Origin of the sequence: Marisediminicola senii (assembly GCF_011057645.1) — a bacterium.
GTDB lineage: Bacteria > Actinomycetota > Actinomycetes > Actinomycetales > Microbacteriaceae > Marisediminicola > Marisediminicola senii.
Genome location: NZ_JAALGE010000011.1, coordinates 40,987 through 60,868, shown reverse-complemented (window position 1 = coordinate 60,868; position 19,882 = coordinate 40,987). Strand labels below are relative to the sequence as shown.

Annotated in this window: 20 protein-coding genes and 1 tRNA gene; 11 read left to right on the top strand and 10 right to left on the bottom strand. The window is 67.7% G+C overall.

The genetic code is table 11. The features are described 5' to 3' along the window. Positions 1-60 precede the first annotated feature (60 nt). Together G5S38_RS06185 and G5S38_RS06180 are read right to left on the bottom strand one after the other, a co-directional pair. Complete coding sequence (locus tag G5S38_RS06185) at positions 61-744, bottom strand: response regulator transcription factor (protein ID WP_165065919.1); 684 nt, start codon at positions 742-744, stop codon at positions 61-63. Then, positions 741-1,895 (bottom strand): sensor histidine kinase, encoded by a 1,155-nt coding sequence (locus G5S38_RS06180; RefSeq protein WP_165065916.1) that lies wholly within the window; start codon positions 1,893-1,895, stop codon positions 741-743. The genes G5S38_RS06185 and G5S38_RS06180 overlap by 4 nt, the downstream gene beginning before the upstream one ends. Before the next feature lie 164 nt (positions 1,896-2,059). On the opposite strand from G5S38_RS06180, the gene phoU reads away from it, so the two are divergent. Then, a complete protein-coding gene (gene phoU / locus G5S38_RS06175) occupies positions 2,060-2,719 on the top strand; it encodes a phosphate signaling complex protein PhoU (RefSeq protein WP_165065913.1) in 660 nt (219 codons plus the stop codon). Between the two features lie 75 nt (positions 2,720-2,794). Here phoU and G5S38_RS06170 read toward each other — a convergent pair whose 3' ends face one another. Continuing rightward, on the bottom strand, positions 2,795-3,538 hold the full coding sequence (locus tag G5S38_RS06170; protein ID WP_165065910.1) for a phosphoglyceromutase: 744 nt from the start codon (positions 3,536-3,538) through the stop codon (positions 2,795-2,797). A 110-nt stretch (positions 3,539-3,648) separates the two neighbouring features. On the opposite strand from G5S38_RS06170, the gene G5S38_RS06165 reads away from it, so the two are divergent. Then, positions 3,649-4,440, top strand: a complete 792-nt coding sequence (locus G5S38_RS06165; protein ID WP_165065907.1) for a methyltransferase domain-containing protein — start codon at positions 3,649-3,651, stop codon at positions 4,438-4,440. Between the two features lie 297 nt (positions 4,441-4,737). Here the strand turns inward: G5S38_RS06165 and G5S38_RS06160 are convergent, their stop codons facing one another. The 4 genes from G5S38_RS06160 to G5S38_RS06145 all read right to left on the bottom strand — a co-directional run bounded on the left by G5S38_RS06160 (position 4,738) and on the right by G5S38_RS06145 (position 7,972). Further along, on the bottom strand, positions 4,738-5,820 hold the full coding sequence (locus tag G5S38_RS06160; RefSeq protein ID WP_165065904.1) for an FUSC family protein: 1,083 nt from the start codon (positions 5,818-5,820) through the stop codon (positions 4,738-4,740). A gap of 5 nt (positions 5,821-5,825) precedes the next feature. Further along, positions 5,826-6,917 carry a CAF17-like 4Fe-4S cluster assembly/insertion protein YgfZ gene (ygfZ, locus tag G5S38_RS06155; protein WP_165065900.1) on the bottom strand — a complete coding sequence of 364 codons (1,092 nt, stop codon included), beginning with the start codon at positions 6,915-6,917 and terminating at the stop codon, positions 5,826-5,828. Then, the gene (locus tag G5S38_RS06150) at positions 6,907-7,509 is read right to left on the bottom strand and encodes an FABP family protein (RefSeq protein ID WP_165065897.1); all 603 of its coding nucleotides are present in this window, start codon (positions 7,507-7,509) and stop codon (positions 6,907-6,909) included. The genes ygfZ and G5S38_RS06150 overlap by 11 nt, the downstream gene beginning before the upstream one ends. Positions 7,510-7,708: 199 nt before the next feature. Continuing rightward, a complete protein-coding gene (locus tag G5S38_RS06145) occupies positions 7,709-7,972 on the bottom strand; it encodes a hypothetical protein (protein WP_165065894.1) in 264 nt (87 codons plus the stop codon). 100 nt (positions 7,973-8,072) lie between these two features. On the opposite strand from G5S38_RS06145, the gene G5S38_RS06140 reads away from it, so the two are divergent. The 8 genes from G5S38_RS06140 (at position 8,073) to pstB (ending at position 17,088) form a co-directional block, all read left to right on the top strand. Continuing rightward, positions 8,073-8,765 carry a response regulator transcription factor gene (locus G5S38_RS06140; RefSeq protein ID WP_235928933.1) on the top strand — a complete coding sequence of 231 codons (693 nt, stop codon included), beginning with the start codon at positions 8,073-8,075 and terminating at the stop codon, positions 8,763-8,765. Continuing rightward, the gene (mshD, locus tag G5S38_RS06135) at positions 8,743-9,669 is read left to right on the top strand and encodes a mycothiol synthase (RefSeq protein WP_201276604.1); all 927 of its coding nucleotides are present in this window, start codon (positions 8,743-8,745) and stop codon (positions 9,667-9,669) included. The genes G5S38_RS06140 and mshD overlap by 23 nt, the downstream gene beginning before the upstream one ends. Before the next feature lie 66 nt (positions 9,670-9,735). Beyond that, on the top strand, positions 9,736-11,919 hold the full coding sequence (locus tag G5S38_RS06130; RefSeq protein WP_165065891.1) for an RNA degradosome polyphosphate kinase: 2,184 nt from the start codon (positions 9,736-9,738) through the stop codon (positions 11,917-11,919). Further along, positions 11,916-12,866, top strand: coding sequence for an NUDIX hydrolase (locus G5S38_RS06125; protein ID WP_165065888.1), 951 nt, complete (start codon positions 11,916-11,918; stop codon positions 12,864-12,866). Before G5S38_RS06130 ends, G5S38_RS06125 begins: the two co-directional genes overlap by 4 nt. Before the next feature lie 159 nt (positions 12,867-13,025). After that, positions 13,026-14,120, top strand: a complete 1,095-nt coding sequence (locus G5S38_RS06120) for a phosphate ABC transporter substrate-binding protein PstS (RefSeq protein WP_165065885.1) — start codon at positions 13,026-13,028, stop codon at positions 14,118-14,120. A 120-nt stretch (positions 14,121-14,240) separates the two neighbouring features. Further along, entirely contained in the window at positions 14,241-15,197 is a 957-nt protein-coding gene (gene pstC / locus G5S38_RS06115) for a phosphate ABC transporter permease subunit PstC (protein WP_165065882.1), read from the top strand. After that, positions 15,197-16,300, top strand: a complete 1,104-nt coding sequence (gene pstA / locus G5S38_RS06110; RefSeq protein WP_165065879.1) for a phosphate ABC transporter permease PstA — start codon at positions 15,197-15,199, stop codon at positions 16,298-16,300. The genes pstC and pstA overlap by 1 nt, the downstream gene beginning before the upstream one ends. An 8-nt stretch (positions 16,301-16,308) precedes the next feature. Beyond that, complete coding sequence (gene pstB / locus G5S38_RS06105; protein ID WP_165065876.1) at positions 16,309-17,088, top strand: phosphate ABC transporter ATP-binding protein PstB; 780 nt, start codon at positions 16,309-16,311, stop codon at positions 17,086-17,088. A 110-nt stretch (positions 17,089-17,198) separates the two neighbouring features. On the opposite strand, the gene G5S38_RS06100 is transcribed toward pstB, so the two are convergent. From G5S38_RS06100 to G5S38_RS06090, 3 genes are all read right to left on the bottom strand, one after another. Next, on the bottom strand, positions 17,199-18,077 hold the full coding sequence (locus G5S38_RS06100; RefSeq protein WP_165065873.1) for an anti-sigma factor: 879 nt from the start codon (positions 18,075-18,077) through the stop codon (positions 17,199-17,201). Continuing rightward, complete coding sequence (locus G5S38_RS06095; RefSeq protein ID WP_165065870.1) at positions 18,074-18,679, bottom strand: sigma-70 family RNA polymerase sigma factor; 606 nt, start codon at positions 18,677-18,679, stop codon at positions 18,074-18,076. The genes G5S38_RS06100 and G5S38_RS06095 overlap by 4 nt, the downstream gene beginning before the upstream one ends. Positions 18,680-19,115: 436 nt before the next feature. After that, entirely contained in the window at positions 19,116-19,745 is a 630-nt protein-coding gene (locus G5S38_RS06090) for a DNA-directed RNA polymerase subunit beta (protein ID WP_165065867.1), read from the bottom strand. A gap of 59 nt (positions 19,746-19,804) precedes the next feature. Here G5S38_RS06090 and G5S38_RS06085 point away from each other — a divergent pair. Next, positions 19,805-19,877: transfer RNA gene (locus G5S38_RS06085), tRNA-Lys, on the top strand. Positions 19,878-19,882 lie beyond the last annotated feature (5 nt).

Sequence of the window (19,882 nt, the reverse complement as noted above, 5' to 3'; positions counted from 1 at the left end):
GGCCAGTCCGGGACGCCCGGGCCGGCCGACCACCCGGCCGCCGGCACGACCGCCCCGCCGTTATGCCTCGAAGCGGTACCCGAGTCCGCGCACGGTCACGAGCATGACCGGGTCGCTCGGCGACTTCTCGATCTTCGAGCGAATGCGCTTGACGTGCACGTCGAGGGTCTTGGTGTCGCCGAAGTAGTCGGCGCCCCACACCCGGTCGATCAGCTGGCCACGCGTGAGCACCCGGCCGGAGTTGCGCAGCAGCAGCTCGAGCAGTTCGAACTCCTTGAGCGGCATGGGCACCTCCTTGCCGTCGACCCAGACGGTGTGGCGTTCGATGTCCATGCGCACCGACCCGGCGTCGAGGATCGCGTCGTCTGCGCCGTCGTCGACGTCGGTGCGGCGGCGCAGCACGGCGCGGATGCGCGCCAGCAGCTCACGGGTCGAATACGGCTTGGTGACGTAGTCGTCCGCGCCGAGCTCGAGCCCCACGACGATGTCGACCTCGCTGTCCTTGGCGGTCAGCATGACGATCGGCACCTGTGATCGGGTGCGGATCTCGCGGCACACCTCGGTACCGGAGAGACCGGGCAGCATGAGGTCGAGCAGCACGAGGTCGACCGACGCACGGTCGAACTCCACGAGCGCCTGGGGGCCGTCTTCGGCGACGATCGTCTCGTAGCCCTCCCGCTCGAGCAGGAACGCCAGCGGTTCGCTCAGCGACGCCTCGTCTTCGACGATCAGGATCGTGGTCATTGTCTGTCTCCATTCACGGGTACCGCAGTGGTCGCGGCCTCGGGTAGGCGGATGGTGAACGTCGAGCCGCTGCCGACCTGCGACCACACCCGAACGTCGCCACCGTGATTCTGTACGGCGTGCTTGACGATGCTGAGGCCGAGGCCGGATCCCCCGGTGTTGCGGGAGCGGGCGGGGTCGGTGCGAAAGAACCTTTCGAACACGCGGTCGATCTCGTCTTCGGGAATGCCCACGCCCTGGTCGGTCACGCGGATCTCGACGATCCCCGCGACGGCGCTCACCCCGATGCCGATGCGCGCACCGCGCGGCGAGTACTGGATGGCGTTGGCGATCAGGTTGTGGAGCGCGGTCACCAGCAGTGCCTCGTCGCCGTTGACGACCGCGTCGAGGTCACCCCCGGTGACCAGGGTGACGCCCTGTCCATCGGCTACGACGCGGTTCTGGTCGACCGCATGGGCGACGACCTGGCGCATCGTCACGGGTTCCGAGTCGATGACGACGTCGGTCGCCTGCAGTCGGGAGAGCTCGATGATCTCCTGGGTGATGCGCGCCAGGCGGTCCGCCTCCTTCGTGAGGCTGAGGGCGAACCGGCGTACCTGGTCGGGATTGTCGGATGCCGCCTCGAGCGCTTCGGCAAGGAGGCCGACCGCCCCGATGGGCGTCTTGAGCTCGTGGCTGATGTTGGCGATGAAGTCGCGGCGCACGGCGTCGAGCCGGAGCGACTCCGTGCGGTCCTGGGCCAGCACCAGCACGTAGCGGGCGCCGAGACGAGCGGCGCGCACCGAGAGTACGAGGTTGGCGTCGCTGATCGGGCCGCGCGACAGCTCGAGCTCCTCGGTCACGGGCTCCCCGCTGCGGCGCACCCTGGCCGCCATCTCGGCGATCTCGTTGTGCACCAGCGCGCCGTTCCACACCAGCCCGAACGCGATCGACTTCGGGGAGGCCTTGATGACCTGGTTCGACGGGTCGAGCACGAGGCCGGCCGATTCGAGAACGTCGATGACCGCATCGACCCCGTCGGGTACGCCGGCGGTCGCGACCTGGTGCGCACGCTCGCCCCGGCGGGCAGCGATGTGCAGCAGGCCGACCAGGCTGCCGCCGACGATGACTCCGAAGACGATCGAGACTGGAACCAACCACGTGGAGTCCATGTGAACAGAGTAATAACACCCGGGCTCGCCCATTTCGCCATCTCGTGCCCAGCATCGGCCGCTTTGCGCGCTGTTCAGTGCTTGTCCCCCGGGTGTTAACCTCGGATGAAGAAGATAGCGAGAGCTATGCGGCACTTCGGAGGCCGCAACGAAGGGACGACGTCATGCGCGAGGTATTCCAGCAGGAACTGCGAGAGGTTCAGGAACGACTCGTCGAGATCGCCGGCCTGGTGGAGATCGCCATCGATCACGCGACCAGGGCGTTCAACGAGTCGAACGTCGCGCTGGCCGAGCAGGTCATCGCCGAGGACGACAAGATCGACCGGGCGTCGCGTGACCTCGACGAGCTCGCCATCAACATTCTGGCCCGCCAGCAGCCGGTCGCCCGCGACCTGCGCATCGTGGTCAGCGCCCTGCGCATCAGCGCGTCGCTCGAGCGCATGGGCGACCTGTCCGAGCACATCGCGCAGCTCGCGCGCTACCGCTTTCCCGAGAAGGTCGTTCCGCAGAGCCTGCGCGAGACCTTCCACGAGCTCGGCATGCTCGACGTGGCGATCGCCCGCAAGCTGACCAAGCTGCTGCGCTCCGAAGACCTCGAGCTCGCCGAAGAGATCCGTAACGACGACGACCGCATCGACGAGCTGCACGTCGGCGTGTTCGACGCCGTGCTGGGCGAGGCATGGAAGGGCGGGGCGACCGACACCGTCGACTCGACGCTGGCGAGCCGGTACCACGAGCGTTTCGCCGACCACGCGGTCACGATCGCCAAGAACATCCAGTACCTCGCGACCGGCGACTTCGCGATGACCATCCAGGAGCCGTAAGCCGCGCTCCGACCAACGAGAAACGCCCGTCCCGCGCATTCCGCGGGACGGGCGTTTTCGTCGTGTGGGGTGGCGCTACTTTTTGCCCTGGGCCGCGACCGCGGCGGCTCCGGCGGCGGCGGCCTCCGGGTCGAGGTAGTAGCCCGGCTTCTCTGGCAGGAAGTCGTCGCCCAGTTCGTAGACCAGCGGGATTCCGGTCGGCACGTTGAGCTCTGCGATATCGGCGTCCGAGATCTTGTCGAGGTGCTTGATGAGGGCGCGCAGCGAATTACCGTGCGCGGTGACGAGCACGTTGCGACCGGTGGCGAGGTCGGGGATGATGTCGGACTCCCAGTACGGCAGCATGCGCTCGATCACGAGCTCGAGCGACTCGGTGCGTGGCAGGTCGTCGCCGAGCTGCGCGTAGCGCGGGTCGTGCGCCTGCGAGAACTCGTCGTCGTCGTCGATGGGCGGCGGCGGAACGTCGAACGACCGGCGCCAGGTCTGGAACTGCTCGGGGCCGTACTCGGCGAGGGTCTGTGCCTTGTCCTTGCCCTGCAGTGCACCGTAGTGGCGCTCGTTCAGTCGCCACGAGCGGCGCACGTCGATCCAGTCGCGATCGGCGACGTCGAGGGCGATGTTCGCGGTCTGGATCGCGCGCTTGAGCACGGAGGTGTGCTGCACGTCGGGCAGCACGCCAGACGACACGAACAGCTCGCCGGCGTGCTTCGCCTCGGCGACACCCTGGTCGCTGAGCGGCACGTCGACCCACCCCGTGAAGAGGTTCTTCTGGTTCCAGAGGGAGTTTCCGTGACGCAGCAGGATGAGGGTGTAAGTCATGCCGCCAGTGTAACGAGAGGCATCGTTCGGGAGGAAAACCGACGGCGAACGGGCGCCGGCCAGCGGGGGCGTCGCGGCGCAGCATCCACGGGAATGGTTGACTGGTCGGCATGCCGATCGGTTCCGTCACCCGCGGCACGACGGGCACCAACCGGTTGCGCCGCGTCGACCGGTGGATCGCCCAGCACCCTGCCTTTCTCGCCCAGTCCGAGCCGCTCGTGGTCGACCTCGGGTTCGGGGCGTCGGCGACGACCCCGCTCGAGCTGCATTCCCGGCTGGCGAGGCACCGCCCGGCGACGTCGGTGGTCGGCATCGAGATCGACCCGGCGCGCGTGGCGGTCGCCCGGCTGTCGGAGCGGGCGGGGGTGAGCTTTCGGCTCGGGGGCTTCGAGGTGCCGCTCGACGGTGGGCGGGGAGCGACAGTGATTCGCGCCTTCAACGTGCTGCGGCAGTACGACGAGGCAGTGGTCGTCGAACAGTGGCGACGGATGACCCGGCGCCTCGCCCCCGGCGGCATACTCGTCGAGGGAACCTGCGACGAGATCGGCCGGGTGTCGAGCTGGGTCGAGGTGACCCCCGCGGGGCCCGTCTCGCTGACGATCAGCCTGCGGCTCACCGACCTGGTGGCGCCATCGATCGTGGCGGAGCGGCTGCCGAAGGTACTGATCCACCGCAATGTGACGGGCGAAGGCGTGCACCGGCTGATGGGCGACCTCGACCGGCACTGGCAGCGCAATGCTCCGCTGTCGACCTACGGCCCCCGCCAGCGCTGGATCGCTACCGTGCGCGGCCTCGTCGCCGACGGCTGGCCGGTGCTCGGAACGGCCGCGCGCTGGCGCCTCGGCGAGCTCACGGTCGCGTGGACCGCCGTCGCGCCCCTCGGCTTCGGCTGGGGCGACTGACCGGGCCCGGGGCCCCGTGGCTCCCGCAGCTCCCGCCGCCCCTGCAACTTTCGTTATTCAGGAACCGCGGTGGGCAGGCTTTCAGAATTCAGGAGCCGCAGCGAGCAAGCTTGCAGAATTCAGGACCAGGCGCGGGCGGGGCGTCATCATGCAGGAACACGAGGGGTGGATGACGCGGGAGCGCGACCCAGGGAGTCGACATGACGCCCGTGCCGCAGCATCCACACCCCCGCCGCCACAGCGTTCCTGAATGATGAAAGCTGCACTGGGCTTAATGATGCAGCAGCGCGGGCACGGTTAGACGTCGGGTAGCGTCTGGCGCGCGCGCTCCTCGGACATGCCGGCCGCGGTCATCAGGTCGACCAGCAGCGGGCGGAACATCAGGATGACCGCGGAGTCGATGACGGCGTCGTCGTGTTCGACCGACTCCGGGGTGAGTCGCTCGGCGATGCTCACCAGCCCCACGCGCACGGTGTCGCCCAGCAGCGGGTCGTCGAGACTGTCGCCGAGCAGGCGCACCGACGTGGCGAGCCGGCCGACCAGGGAGCCGAGCTCGGGGCGGTGCCGGCCATCGCGCACCAGGAAGTCGATGCGACGGCTGATGACCCGCAGGTTGCGCGTCGCGAGGTCCATTCCGCGAAGCACGCGGGCATGGCCTTCGAGCTCGGGAACGCGGCGGCGGTGGAACGGCGAGATGCGCGCGATCGCGGTCGCGGAGTCGAGCGCCGATTCCCACGCGTCGATCGTGGGCTGCGTCGCCCGCAGCTTCTCGAGCGCGCGGTCGGCCGCGGGTTCGTCTGCCGTGTCGAGGGCGACCTGCACCGAGTCGAGCGCGTTGATGAACGCCTCGAACAGGCGCTTCGCGTCGCGGCGCACGAGCCGGCGCGGGTCGCGCGGGATCACCGCGGTCACGATGAGCGCGAGGGTGCCGCCGATGAGGCCGTCGACGCTGCGCAGGAACGGGCCGCCATCGGGTGCGGGCAGCACCATCACGAGCATCGACTGAACGCCGGCGGCCACGGCGAACGCGTTGCTCGCCGAGAGGAACCGGGCGACGACCAGGGTGATGAACAGCACCACGCCGATCTGCCAGAGGCCCTGGCCGACGATCACCAGCAGCAGCTCGCTGAGGACGATGCCGATGACGATGCCGATCGCCGACTCGAGCACCCTGACCGGGCGCGCGTCGCGCACGAAGCCGAGGCTCGAGATGGTGACGGTCACCGCGATGAGGGGGATCTCGTGCCCGAGCAGGTATCGCGCGATGGCGTACGCCGCGGTGGCCGCGACCACAATCTGCAGGGCGGGGATGATCGACGTTCCCGCCCGGTCGACCGATCCGCGCACGTCGAAGTGGCGGAGCAGACCCCGCGGCGGCATGCCCGCTACCGCTGTACGGCGCCGAGCCGCGGCAGGCGCGGAACGGACGCGGACGCGCCGGCGTCGGTCGGCACGATGACTTCCTGTGCCGCCGCGATCAGCGACTCGCCCGCGGCGACGATGAGCGGGGCCGACGGGTCGACGCTGCGCTTGACCACGGCGAGCGCGATCGGGCCGAGTTCGTGGTGCCGGGCGACCGAGGTGATGCGACCGACGACCGTGTCGCCGAGCAGCACCTCGCTGCCGTGGTCGGGAAGCACGTCGTCGGATCCGTCGAGGTGCAGCATGACGAGGCGACGCGGCGGGTGGCCGAGGTTGTGCACCTTGGCCACGGTCTCCTGGCCGCGGTAGCAGCCCTTGTTGAGGTGCACGGCGGAGCGCAGCCAGTCGAGTTCGTGCGGGATGGTGCGTTCGTCGGCATCGAGGGCGAGGCGCGGACGCCATGCCTCGACCCGCAGCGCCTCGGCGGCGAGGATGCCCGCGACGGGGTGCGCGGCGGCGACCTCCGCGAGTGCGGTGCGCGGCACCAGCGACTCGCTCCAGGTCCACCCCGCGGCGGGGTGCCCGGCCTGCGCGGCGTACTGGTGCCCACCCGCGGTGACGGCCACCCACGGGTCGCGCCAGGCCAGGGGAACCCCGGCCGGTGCGACCACCGGCAGATCGGGTGCGCCGAGCGACCCGATGGTCGCGAATTCGGCGGTGCGGTCGGCGATCTCGACGCGGAGCATGAACCGCATGCGGGTGAGCCAGGCGAGCAGGGGTTCGGCCTCTGCCGCTTCGAGCAGCAGCCAGACCGTCTCGCCGTCGTCGATGAGCTTGACCGCGTACTCGAGGCGGCCCTGCGGGTCGAGCAGCAGCGTCTCGCTGGACTCACCCGGCGCGAGGTTCTTGACCGACTGGCTGGTGAGCGAGTCGAGCCAGCTGAGGCGGTCGGGCCCGCTGATGCTGAGTACGGCGTGGTGCGACAGGTCGACCACGGCCTCCCCCGCCGCGAGCGAGCGCTGTTCGACGAACGGGTTGCCGTAGTGGGCGGCGACGCCGGCATCGATGTCGGTGCCTTCGACGGCGCCGGGCAGCGCGAGGAACTCACTCGACACGGGCGAGCCTTCCGGATGCGTGGGTGCGGAGTTCGTTGCCGAGCGCGGCGATGTCCCACGCCCACAGGAGGTGCTTCTCGACGAGCCCGTATAGCCGGGTCGATGCCGCGTGCTGCTTGGAGTTGACGGAGCGCAGCACGGCGTCGGTGGCGAGGTCGATGCGCGGCCCCTTCACCTGTCCGACGTAGAGCTCGCTGACCCCGCCGGGGTGCACGATCGAGGCCTCGATGTCGAAGCCGCCTGCAGCATTGCGCAGCGCCTCCACCGAATCGGTCGTCGTGAACGGCTGGGCGCCGATGCCCGGGAGCAGACCCGGCCCCGGGTCGCCATCGGTCGCCGGGCGGCTGAGTCGCCAGTACCCGGTCTCGGTGGCGAGGGGCGTGAGCGCGTCGTCGAGCAGCCACGTATAAGAGGTGTAGTTGAGGTGCGGGAGGCCGTCGTGGCTGAAGCTCATGCGATGGCCGAACTCGTGGTTGCGCACGTCATCGTCGCCGACGTCGTAGTTGACGACGCCCGTGCCCTCCCAGACACCGAGCAACCACGACAGTGGAACGAGTTCGGACGGCAGATCGGCCGAGTCGAGCTCAATCATCCACACACCCCCATCACCGAAAGGGAAACAGCATCACGCGAACCAGCGCCGATGCGACCAACGATGGTCGAGATCAGCTCTGGCCCCGGAAGAGGTTGTAGACGACAACGACGGAGATGTACCCGATGGCGAGAGTGGCCAGAACGAGGAGTCCGACGAAGAAGAGTTCGAGGGCGAGCAGCATTGTGTAATTCTAGCCTCACGCCAGCGCGGCCAGCCCCAACACCACGGTGGCGATCATGAGAATTGCTACCGCACCGCTGAGCGACAGCATGACGCGCACGACAAAGCCGTCTTTCTGCACGAAGGCCAGCTGCGCGCAGAACGTGACGATGACGATCGCGGCCATCGAGATGGCGAGCCAGCCGAAGTGGTCGGGGGCCTCGGCGAAGACTCCCACCAGCACTGCGGCGACGGCGGCGCAGATCCATACCGGAACGACGGTGGTGAGTTGCGACGACATGGTGTCAATTGTGCCCCACGCACCGCGGCCCGCGATGTCGTCGCTGCGGGGCTTATAGACTGCACACTTCGGCGTCTCTGTCGGCGCACCAGGAGGACTAGTGGCCCAGCTGTTGATACTGACCCCGACGGTCAACAGTGACGTGCTTCCTGCGCTCGGACTGCTCAACCATCAGATGCGGCAGATCCCGGCGGAACCCGCCCAGCTGATCAACGCCCCGAGCTGCGACCTCCTCATCGTCGACGCCCGCCAGGACCTCGCCAATGCGCGGTCACTGTGCAAGATCCTCAAGACCACCGGCATCAACGTCCCCCTCCTGCTCGTGCTCGCCGAGGGTGGGCTCGCCGCGGTCAACGCCGACTGGGGAATCGACGACGTCATCCTCGAGAATGCAGGACCGGGAGAGGTGGATGCCCGCATCCGCCTCGTGATCGGGCGCCAGTCGCAGGATCACCTCAGCAACAAGATCCACGCCTCGGGTGTCGTCATCGACGAGGCCAGCTACTCGGCCAAGGTGCACGGTCGCCCGCTCGACCTCACCTTCAAGGAATTCGAGCTGCTGAGGTTCCTCGCCACGCACCCGTCACGGGTGTTCACCCGCGAGCAGCTGCTGAGCGAGGTGTGGGGCTACGACTACTTCGGCGGCACCCGCACCGTCGACGTGCACGTGCGGCGCCTGCGCGCGAAGCTCGGCGACCTCGAGTCGCTCATCGGCACGGTGCGCAACGTCGGCTACCGGTTCAACCTGCACGACGACGAAAACGAGAACCGTGCCCAGTCCGTCCGGTCCTGATGGCGAGTCGGGCGGGCACCCCGCTCCCCTCGATGTCCACCCGCTCGACCTGACCATCGGAGACGACGAGCGCGAGCTCACCCGGGTGCGGCGCGAGGCGACGGCAGCCGACGGCGCTCCCCCGTTCTCCGACCAGACCATCGTCGACCTGCGCAGCGGCGCGCGAACGGCGATCGCCACCCGCGATGGCGACGGGGCCGTCACCGGCATCGCGGCCCTGACCGCGACCGGCACGCCGCGCGAAGCGGAGTTCGTCGTCGCGCCCGGAGCCCGCCACCGCGGCATCGGTTCCGCGATCCTCTCTCAGTTGCTCGAGCTGGGCGACGGCGACCTGCTCGTCTGGGCGCACGGCGACCACCCCGACGCGCGCGCACTCGCCGCGCGCTTCGGGCTCGATCCGATCCGCGAGCTGCTGCAGCTGCACCTGACGCTCGACGACGGCGACCTGCCCTATGCCTCCTCTTCGACAGTCGACGTTCGCCCCTTCCGACCCGGGGTCGACGACGCCGCCTGGCTCGCCGTCAACGCGGTCGCGTTCGCCGACCACCCCGAGCAGGGCGCGATGACGCAGGCCGACCTCGACGCGCGCATGGCGGAGGAGTGGTTCGACGCCGACGACTTTCTGCTCAGCCACGACGCCGGTGGGGCGCTGACCGGGTTCTGCTGGCTGAAGATCGAGGGTGACGTCGGCGAGTTCTACGCGGTCGGGGTCGCCCCCGGCGCGCAGGGGTCGGGACTGGGCCGGATGCTGGTGAACGCGGGTCTCGCGAGGTTCGCGAGCCGCGGCATCCATGACCTCGCCCTGTATGTCGAAGGCGACAATACGGCGGCGCTGCGGTTGTACCGGTCGGTGGGCTTCACCGACTTCGCGGTGGATATCCAGTACCGCTCGACGCGGCGCTGACGCCATTCACGCGGGGTTCACCCACGACGTGGACGGGCGGGGGCGGCGTGGTGCGATGATGGTCGGATGGACAGCGACACCTATCTCGGAGATGCCGCCGTCGGCGCCGATTTTCTCGATGACGACTACGACGACGACTCGAGCTGGGTCGATGACGAGACCCTCCCCGCGGACCGGTACCTCGACCGGGAACTGAGCTGGCTCGCGTTCAACACCCGGGTGCTCGAGCTCGCCGAAGACCCCGACGTGCCCCTGCTGGAGCGCGCGAACTTCCTCGCGATCTTCGCCAGCAACCTCGACGAATTCTTCATGGTGCGCATCGCGGGACTCAAGCGCCGCATCATGACCGGCCTCGCCGTGCCGACCAACGTCGGCCGGTCGGCCACCTCGGTGCTCGCCGACATCGAGGGTCGCGCGCACGAGCTGCAGTCGCGCCACGCCGCCGCGTTCACCGAGTTGGTCAAGCCCGCGCTCGACGACGCGGGCATCCACATCGAGACCTGGTCGGACCTCGGGCCGCAGGACCGCATCGGCCTCGAGGAGATCTTCTCGAAGCAGATCTTTCCGGTGCTCATGCCGCTCGCCGTCGATCCCGCGCACCCGTTCCCCTATATCTCCGGGCTGTCGCTGAACCTCGCGGTGCGCATCCGCCACCCCAAGTCGGGCAAGGAGGAGTTCGCGCGCCTCAAGGTGCCGTCGGTGCTCCCCCGGTTCGTGCAGCTTCCCGACGACAGCAGCGGCCGGCTGCGGTTCATCCCGCTCGAGGACCTCATCTCGAACCACCTCGGCCACCTGTTCCCCGGCATGGAGGTGCTCGACCACCACGAGTTCCGGGTGACCCGCAACGAAGACGTCGTGCTCGACGAGGACGAGTCGGAGAACCTCATCCAGACCCTCGAGCGCGAACTGCTGCGCCGCCGGTTCGGCCCGCCGATCCGGCTCGAGATCACCGACGACATGGATCCGGTCACGCTTGACCTGCTGGTGCGCGAACTCGGCATCACCGACCAGGAGGTGTACCGCCTCCCCGCACCGCTCGACCTCGGCGGTCTGTTCGACGTCACCCGCATCGACCGGCCCCTGCTCAAGTACCGCAAGCACGTGCCGACCACCGCACCGCAGCTGGTGCCGACCGAGCCCAACGGCACGCCGGACATCTTCCGGTCGATCCGCAAGCAGGACATCCTGCTGCACCACCCGTACCAGTCGTTCGCGACCAGCGTGCAGGCGTTCGTCGAGCAGGCCGCGGTCGACCCGAACGTGCTCGCGATCAAGCAGACGCTGTACCGCACCTCCGGTGACAGCCCGATCGTCGAGGCGCTCATCCGGGCCGCCGAAGCGGGCAAGGCCGTGCTGGCGCTCGTCGAGATCAAGGCCAGGTTCGACGAGTCGGCGAACATCAACTGGGCACGCAAGCTGGAGAAGGCCGGCGTGCACGTGGTCTACGGCATGGTCGGGCTCAAGACGCACTGCAAGCTCGCGCTCGTCGTGCGGCAGGAAGACGACGGTTCGCTCCGGTCGTACAGCCACATCGGAACCGGCAACTACAACCCCAAGACATCGCGCATCTACGAAGACCTCGGGCTGCTGACCGCGGACGACGTAGTCGGCAAAGACCTGACGCGCCTCTTCAACGAGCTCTCCGGCTACGCGATCGAGAAGAAGTTCAAGCGGCTGCTGGTCGCACCGCTGCACCTGCGCAAGGGACTGATCAAGCGCATCGCCACGGAGACCGCGAATGCCCGCGCTGGCAAGCCGTCCGGCATCCGTATCAAGCTCAATTCGATCGTCGACGAAGCGATCATCGACGCGCTCTACCGGGCGAGCCAGGCCGGCGTGCCGATCGAGCTCGTGATCCGCGGAATCTGCGCCATCAAGCCGGGCGTCGAGGGACTGAGCGAGACCATCACGGTGCGCTCGATCCTCGGCCGGTACCTCGAGCACTCGCGCATCTTCTCGTTCGTCAACGACGGCGACCCCCAGGTGTTCATCGGCAGCGCCGACATGATGCACCGCAACCTCGACCGTCGCATCGAGGCCCTCGTGCGCCTCACCAGCCTCGAGCACATCCGCGAGATCGACAGCCTGTTCACGCTCGCGATGTCGGACGACACGGCAGCGTGGATCCTCGACGGCGAGGGCACGTGGACACGGCACTACCGCAGCGCCGATGACACCCCGCTTCGCGACATGCAGAACGTCATGATGCGGCGCATCTCGCAGCGCCGACGCGGCGGCGTACTTCGGTGACCGTACCCACCCAGGCCCAGCCCACGGTCACCGCGGCGGGGGTCGTCTGCTGGCGGGAGCAGCACGGCAAGATCCGCGTGCTGCTCGTGCGCCGGGATTCGCGCTCCGACATCTCGCTGCCCAAGGGCAAGACCGAGCCAGATGAGAGCCTGCAGCAGGCCGCGGTGCGGGAGACGCTCGAAGAGACCGGGTTCAGGGTCGTGCTCGGCGCGCCCCTCGGAGTCTCGTCGTATCCCCTCCCCGGGGGTCGCGACAAGGTGGTGCACTACTGGACCGCCGAAGTGGACGAACGGATGCTGGCTGCCCGCTCGTTCACCCCCACGGCCGAGATCAGCGGCACAGAATGGGTGTCCATCGACACCGCGCGGTCGAAACTGACCTACGAACGCGACCGCGAGGTTCTCGACCGGTTCGCCGAGCGCGCCAGGGCCAAGCATCTCCGCACGTTCGCGATCATCGCGCTTCGGCACGCTCGGGCCGTGCCCGCGGGCAACTGGAGCGGGTCGGATTCGAGCAGGCCGCTGCAGCCGATCGGGCTCGACCAGGCGCGCACCGCCGCGCGTGCCATCGCCACCTATCGGCCCCGCAAGCTGATCAGCAGCTCGGCCGCGCGGTGCGTGTCGACGATCGAGGCGGTGGCGACCGTCACCGGCCTCGACATCAAGGCGACGTCGGGCATCAGCCAGGACGCCCACGAGGAGGGCACCGCCCGCGTGGGGAAGATCGTGAAGAAGCGCATGGAGAAAGGCCTCACCACCGTTCTGTGCAGCCATGGGCCGGTGCTGCCAGACATCCTCGACGAGGTCGCCCGGCTCAGCGGGTCGACCGGGGAGTACACCGTGCACCGCGCGGGCATGCTGGCCATCGGCGCCTTCTCGGTCGTGCACATCGCCAGCGATGACCGGTCGTTCGTCGCCGTCGAAACACACGCGTCACCCGTGGGCTAGTCCTCCATTTGGGGGACTGTTGGTTGCTCGTTAACCTCCCGTTCACCGGAGCGGTCGAACGTGGTCTCTCGGCATGACTAACGTCTGCTGAGGGTCAGCACCGGCCCGCATTGCATTCGTCATTCCGAAGACTGCACACATCATTCCGAAGGGAAAAACGTGAATTCCACACGTCTCAGCCGAGCGGCCGTCATCGCCGTTGCCGGCGCACTGTTCTTGTCGTCCTGCGCCGCAAACGAGGCAGACACCGCCGGTGGCGGTTCAGAGAGCGACTCGACCCTGTCCGGCACCCTGGTCGGCGCTGGCGCGTCGTCGCAGGCGGCCGGCCAGCAGGCATGGACTGCCGGCTTCCAGGAACTGAACCCCGACACCACGGTGGAGTACGACCCCTCCGGTTCCGGTGCGGGCCGCGACACCTTTATTGCGGGCGGCAGCTCGTTCGCGGGCTCCGATGCTGCGTTCGACCTCGAAGAGATCGAGGCAGGCGAGTTCGGCTCCTGCGTGCCCGACACCGGCATCATCGAGATCCCCGCCTACATCTCCCCTATCGCGGTCATCTTCAACCTCGAGGGCGTCGACTCGCTCAACATGGACCCGGCCACCATCGCCGGCATCTTCACGGGCGACATCACCACCTGGAACGACCCGGCCATCGCCGCGACCAACGAGGGCGTCGAGCTTCCCGACACCCCGATCACCGCCGTGCACCGTGCAGACGAGTCGGGCACCACCGAGAACTTCGCCGAGTACCTCAGCGCCACCGCACCCGACGTGTGGGACGCCGAAGTCAGCGGAGACTGGCCGTACGGCGGAGAAGCCGCCAACCAGACCACGGGCGTCGTCGACACCGTGACCAACGGAACCGGAACCATCGGCTACGCCGACGCTTCGCAGGCCGGAGACCTCGGCACCGTCGCAGTCGGAGTGGGCGACGAGTTCGTCGAGTACTCGGCCGAAGCAGCTGCCGCCATCGTGGACGCATCGCCGTTCTCCGAGGGCCGCGGAGAGAACGACCTCGCGATCGAACTCGACCGCACGTCGACCGAGTCGGGCGTCTACCCGATCGTGCTCATCAGCTACCTCATCGCCTGCGAGGAGTACAACGAGGCCGAGGCCGCTGAGCTGACCAAGGCATACCTGGGCTACATCATCAGTGACGAGGGCCAGGCAGTGGCAGAAGAAGCCGCTGGTATCGCGCCGATCTCTGAGACCCTCTTCGAGCGGGCATCCGCTGCAGTAGAGAGCATCCAGTAACACCCCCGGGCCTGCCCGGCGGATCGTGGACATCCCTCCACCTCCGCCGGGTAGGCCCAGCCCCATAGGGGCACCACGCTCGACCTCCGTGACACCATTACCCGAGGGACCCCAGCCGACATGAGCACTTCCGGGAGCACGAAAGCTCCGGCCAGAATCAAAGCCAAGCAGCGGCCGGGCGACCGCATCTTCGCCGGAAGTGCCGTCACCGCAGGGTCGCTCATCCTCGCGATCCTCGCCGCAGTCGCCGCCTTCCTCATCATCCAGAGCGCCGGAGTCTTCACGACACCCAACGAGGACATCCAGATCCTCCAGGGCCAGTCATTCTGGTCATACGTCGGCCCCCTGGTCTTCGGCACCCTCTGGGCATCGTTCCTCGCGCTCCTGTTCGCCGTGCCCCTCGCTATCGGCATCGCGCTCTTCATCTCGCACTACGCGCCGCGTCGACTCGCCCAGGGACTGGGCTACATCATCGACCTGCTCGCCGCCGTGCCGTCGATCGTCTTCGGCCTCTGGGGCGCCACAGTGCTCGCTCCTGCTGTTCAGCCGTTCTACGCATGGCTCGTCGATAACTTCGGCTGGTTCCCCCTGTTCTCGGGCCCGGTTTCCGGAACTGGCCGCACCATCCTCACCGCCGCCGTCGTGCTGGCCGTCATGGTGCTGCCCATCATCACCGCCCTCTCCCGCGAGGTGTTCCTCCAGACGCCCGTGCTGCACGAAGAAGCCGCTTTGGCCCTCGGCGCCACCCGCTGGGAGATGATCCGCATCGCGGTGCTGCCCTTCGGTCGCCCCGGCATCATCTCCGCGGCCATGCTCGGCCTCGGTCGCGCGCTCGGTGAGACGATCGCCGTCGCGGTCGTACTCTCCGCGGCGGGCACCGTCACCTTCGACCTGCTCACCTCGCAGAACCCGGGCACCATCGCCGCGAACATCGCCCTGAGCTTCGCCGAAGCCTACGGGGTCAACGTCGACGTACTCATCGCGACCGGCCTGATCCTCTTCGCCATCACCCTCATCGTCAACTCCCTGGCTCGCTACATCGTGAGCCGTCGGAGCGCTTTCTCAGGAGCAAACTAATGACACAGATCCCGACGGTGACCAAGGCCGGCTCCCTCGACCGTCCCATTGCGAACTCCTACTCGTCAGGGCGACTCGGCGATGGGATGCCGTGGCTCATCCTCGGCGGTTCCGCCGTGGTGTCAGCAGTCGTATTCGTCCTCCTCCAGGTTGGGGGCGTGACGGAGGAATTCAACATCTCCGGTGCAGTCCTGCTCACCCTGGTGATCTACGGCGTGTCCCTCTACATCGCATCGAGGCTCGTAGAGGGGTCGCGCCGCGCGGTGGACCGCCTGGTGACCACGCTCGTGGTCACGGCGTTCGTCATTGCACTGCTCCCGCTCATCTCGGTCGCGTTCACCGTCGTCACCAACGGGTCGGCGCGCTTCGACATCCAATTCCTCACCTACTCGATGCGCAACGTCGTCGGCGAAGGTGGAGGCGCCCTGCACGCCGTCATCGGCACGGTGCTGATGACCGGCGCGGCCACCCTGATCTCGGTGCCCATCGGGCTGCTCGCCTCGATCTACCTCGTCGAGTACGGCCGAGGCAGGCTCGCCCAGGCCATCACCTTCTTCGTCGACGTCATGACCGGAATCCCCTCGATCGTCGCTGGCCTGTTCGCCTACGCGGTCTTCGCGTTGATCTTCGGACCTGGTGTCAAGCTCGGCATCGCCGGTGCCGTCGCACTCTCCGTGCTCATGATCCCCGTCGTCGTCCGTTCCTCCGAAGAGATGCTGCGCCTCGTGCCCAACGAGCTGCGGGAGGCCGCATTCGCCCTGGGCGTGCCGCGCTGGCTGACCATCCTCAAGGTGGTCATCCCTACCTCGATCGCCGGCATCACGACCGGGGTCATGCTCGCCATCGCCCGCGTTATCGGCGAGACCGCCCCGCTTCTGGTGGCGGCGGGCTTCACCAACAACATGAACTACGACCTGTTCGACGGCCGCATGCAGAGCCTGCCGGTCTTCGTCTATTCGTCGTACGTGAGCCAAGGAATCGAAGCCCAGGCCTCGCTCGACCGGGCGTGGGCCGGTGCCCTCACCCTGATCATCATCGTGATGCTCCTCAACCTCATCGCCCGACTCATTGCCCGAATCTTCGCGCCCAAGCTGGGCCGGTAAGGAATCAGATGTCAAAACGCATTGAAATCAACAACCTCGACGTCTACTACGGCAAGTTCAAGGCTGTCGAGGGTGTCACCCTCAACATCGAACCCCGAACCGTCACCGCCTTGATCGGGCCCAGCGGCTGCGGCAAGTCGACCTTCATCCGCACGCTGAACCGCATGCACGAGGTCATCCCCGGCGCCTACGTCGATGGTGAAGTACTCATCGACGGCAACAACCTCTACGGCGCCGGTGTGGACCCCGTGCTCGTGCGCCGCCAGGTCGGCATGGTCTTCCAGCGCCCCAACCCGTTCCCCACGATGTCGATCCGCGACAACGTGCTCGCCGGTGTCAAGCTCAACAACCGCCGCATCAGCAAGTCCGACGCAGACGACCTGGTCGAGAGCTCGCTCCGCGGCGCCAATCTGTGGAACGAGGTCAAGGACCGCCTCGAGCTCCCCGGTTCCGGCATCTCCGGTGGGCAGCAGCAGCGCCTCTGCATCGCCCGCGCGATCGCCGTCTCGCCCGAGGTCATCCTGATGGACGAGCCGTGTTCTGCGCTCGACCCGATCTCGACCCTCGCCATCGAGGACCTGATCGAGGAACTGAAGAAGGACTACACGATCGTGATCGTGACCCACAACATGCAGCAGGCCAGCCGCGTCTCCGACCGCACCGCGTTCTTCAACATCGCGGGCACCGGCAAGCCGGGCAAGCTCATCGAGTACGACGACACCAACACGATCTTCTCGCGTCCCAGCATCCAGGCGACTGAAGACTACGTCTCCGGCAAGTTTGGTTGATCCGGCTTACCGCCGACCGGCAGTAACAATGAACGCCGGGTGCCTTCGGGCACCCGGCGTTCTTTGCGTATCCGGAATCGCGCTGTACCCGGGGTCGCGCAGGCGGAGGGTCAGGCGTCGCCGAGCACGACGATGGGGTCGGTGGTCGGGGCTTCAGAGCCGCCTGCCGGTTCGACGGTGATGCCGATGACGTCGTCCTCGGCCATGTCGCCGTCGAGTACCCGCCAGGTCTGGCCGGATTCCGCGGCGTTGAACGTGCCGGCGGGGCGGGCCCCGTCGTCGTCGATGTACCAGAGTTCGTAGATCTGATCGGAGCCGAGGGCCGGCAGGCCGTCGATGAGCACGGCGGAGCGATCGAGCTCGGGAGAGAAGACCAGGGTGGCGGTTCCGCCCCCCGCGACCTCGGCGACCTGCCGCTGCACGTCGTCGGCCGCGGTGATCTCGGCGAGGCTGGCTGCCTGGTTCTCCACCTCAGACGTATCCGAAATCGAGATGCCGAGCAGGCTGCCACCGAAGAACAGTCCGGCAGCGGCGGCGGCCCCGGCGAGCACCATGACGGGCTTGCTGAACCAGCGGGAGCGCGCGGTCGCGGCCGCGGTTCCTGTGCCGTTGGTGGTATTGCCGTTGGCGACGTCGTCTATGGCGCGGCGCTGGGTAGCGGTGGGCTCCGCATCGTGCGGGACCGCGCGCAGCACAGGTGGTGTGCTGGGGGTGGATGCTGCGCCAACGGCGACATCGGGCGACGCGGGGGCGGCGAGCTGCGGGGTCGTCGCGATCGCGGCCATGAGGCGGGCGCGCATGTCGGCGGGCGGTTCGACAGGGGTGGCGGAGAAGGCCAGCAGTGCTGCAGTTTCTGTCATCTCGTCCACCTCCCTTGCGGCGTCATCGGATTGCTCGAGGTATTCCTCGAATGCTGCCCTCTCGGACGGCGTCAGAGCATTGAGCGCGTATGCGCCGGTGAGTTGGTGGAGCTCGTCGCGATCGGTCATGAGCTGACGCCCAGTTCGTCGCGGAGGCGGATCATTCCGTCACGGAGGCGCGTCTTGACCGTGCCGATGGGCACGCTGAGCAATGCGGCAACCTCGCTGTGACTGTACCCCCCGTAGTACGCGAGGGAGACGGCCTGACGTTGCAGCTCTGTGAGTTGCGTCATGGCCTTTTTCACCCTCTCATGTTCGATCGTTACTTCTGCGGATTCTGCGACGTGGTCGTACTCGGGAGCGAAGTCCCGGATTCCCACCTTCGTGTCGCGATCCCTGGAGGACTGCGATGCGCGGATCCGGTCGACGGCACGTCGGTGCGCCATCGTGAGGATCCAGGTGGTGGCAGCGCCCTTGGCCGGGTCGAACCGGGAGGCGGTCTGCCAGATTTCCAGGAATACTTCCTGGGCCACTTCTTCGGATTGGGCATGATCCACCAGTAGGCGGCGGATCAGGCCGAGGACGCGCGGGGCGATGTCGTCGTAGAGGAGGCCGAATGCTGCCTGGTCCGCCTGGGCGATCCTGGCCAGCAGGTCTTCCTTCGAGACAGCGCCGCCCTCGGATTGATCATCCTTGGTCGGTCTCGTCACGCTGGGCACGAGCATAAGCATGTCAAACAATTCCGACAACGCCGCACAGGCTGCCCCGACGGCTCCCGTGTCCCCCGATTGGTGGGGTCGCTATTCAGTTGTGGTTGCCCGGTCGAACCAGTGTGGGTTCGGTAGGTCCGACCTGGAGGGAAGGCACTACCGGGTATAGATAGTCTTCGGGACCGATGCTCGATCGGATTGGTCGATAGGGCCATGCAGTCGCACTTTGCGGGTAACCGCAACACCCCCGATACCGGCGCACGGGCGAGCGTGCCCTCCCGCGGTGGCAACGCGTGCGTCACGGAGCGACGAGCCACGGAGCGACAGGAAGAAGAGTGGGGCCGAACCGCAGAACGCCTCTCGGCGTGCGGCCGCTCTTGGCGGCGAATATTGGAGCCCGGGGTTACTGCGGTCCGACCATGGCCCGAGGGCCGATCATGAGTCTAACCGCGGGTGCTCAGTCGAGGGAGCCGTTACGCCACAAGCGAGCACACGCCGTCAGCTCTTCTGCCGTGGTTGACAGGCGCAGCCCCTTGCGTGTCAGATCGGTGGCCCGCTGGTCGTCGGTGAACTCCACGTCGTCGGCGATGTACGCCGCTCCCGCCGCCGTGATCCTGCAGAACGCGGATGCCCTCTCGAGCGCGATGGCGAAGTCCCCCGTGAACAGGCCCCGGAGGATCTGGTCGGCGAGCTGGGTGATCTCCTCCGGGCCGGTGGGGCTCGTCGCCCCCGCGACCACCGGGTCGATGGTCGGGGCGATCTCGGTGCCCCGCACGTAGAGGAAGCTCGTGCCCGTGGCATCCTGTCGCACCAGGGCGCGCAACAGGTAGATGCGCCACAGGGCGCCCGGGAGGCTGTGCGGGCTGGCCGGCGACCACAGTTCGGCGATCGCATCGATGCCGTGCTCGTCGGTGAAGGCGACCAGGCGGTCGACGACGCCCGGGTCGGCGCTCGTCTTGACCCTCGCCATCAGGGCCTGGGCTGTCTCGTGGGCGATGCGGCTGATCTGTGCCGGGTCTTCGCCGCCCATCATTCCCTCGAACTTGGCGCCCGAGAACTTGGTGGGTTTGTGGAACTCGTCTGTCACGGCGTCCACACTATGTCAGGCGTCCTGGGCGGCGAAAAGCCCTGTAGATTTGTCTGCGCGGGCCTCTAGCTCAGTTGGTAGAGCATCGGACTTTTAATCCGCGGGTCGCGGGTTCGAGCCCCGCGGGGCCCACCGCA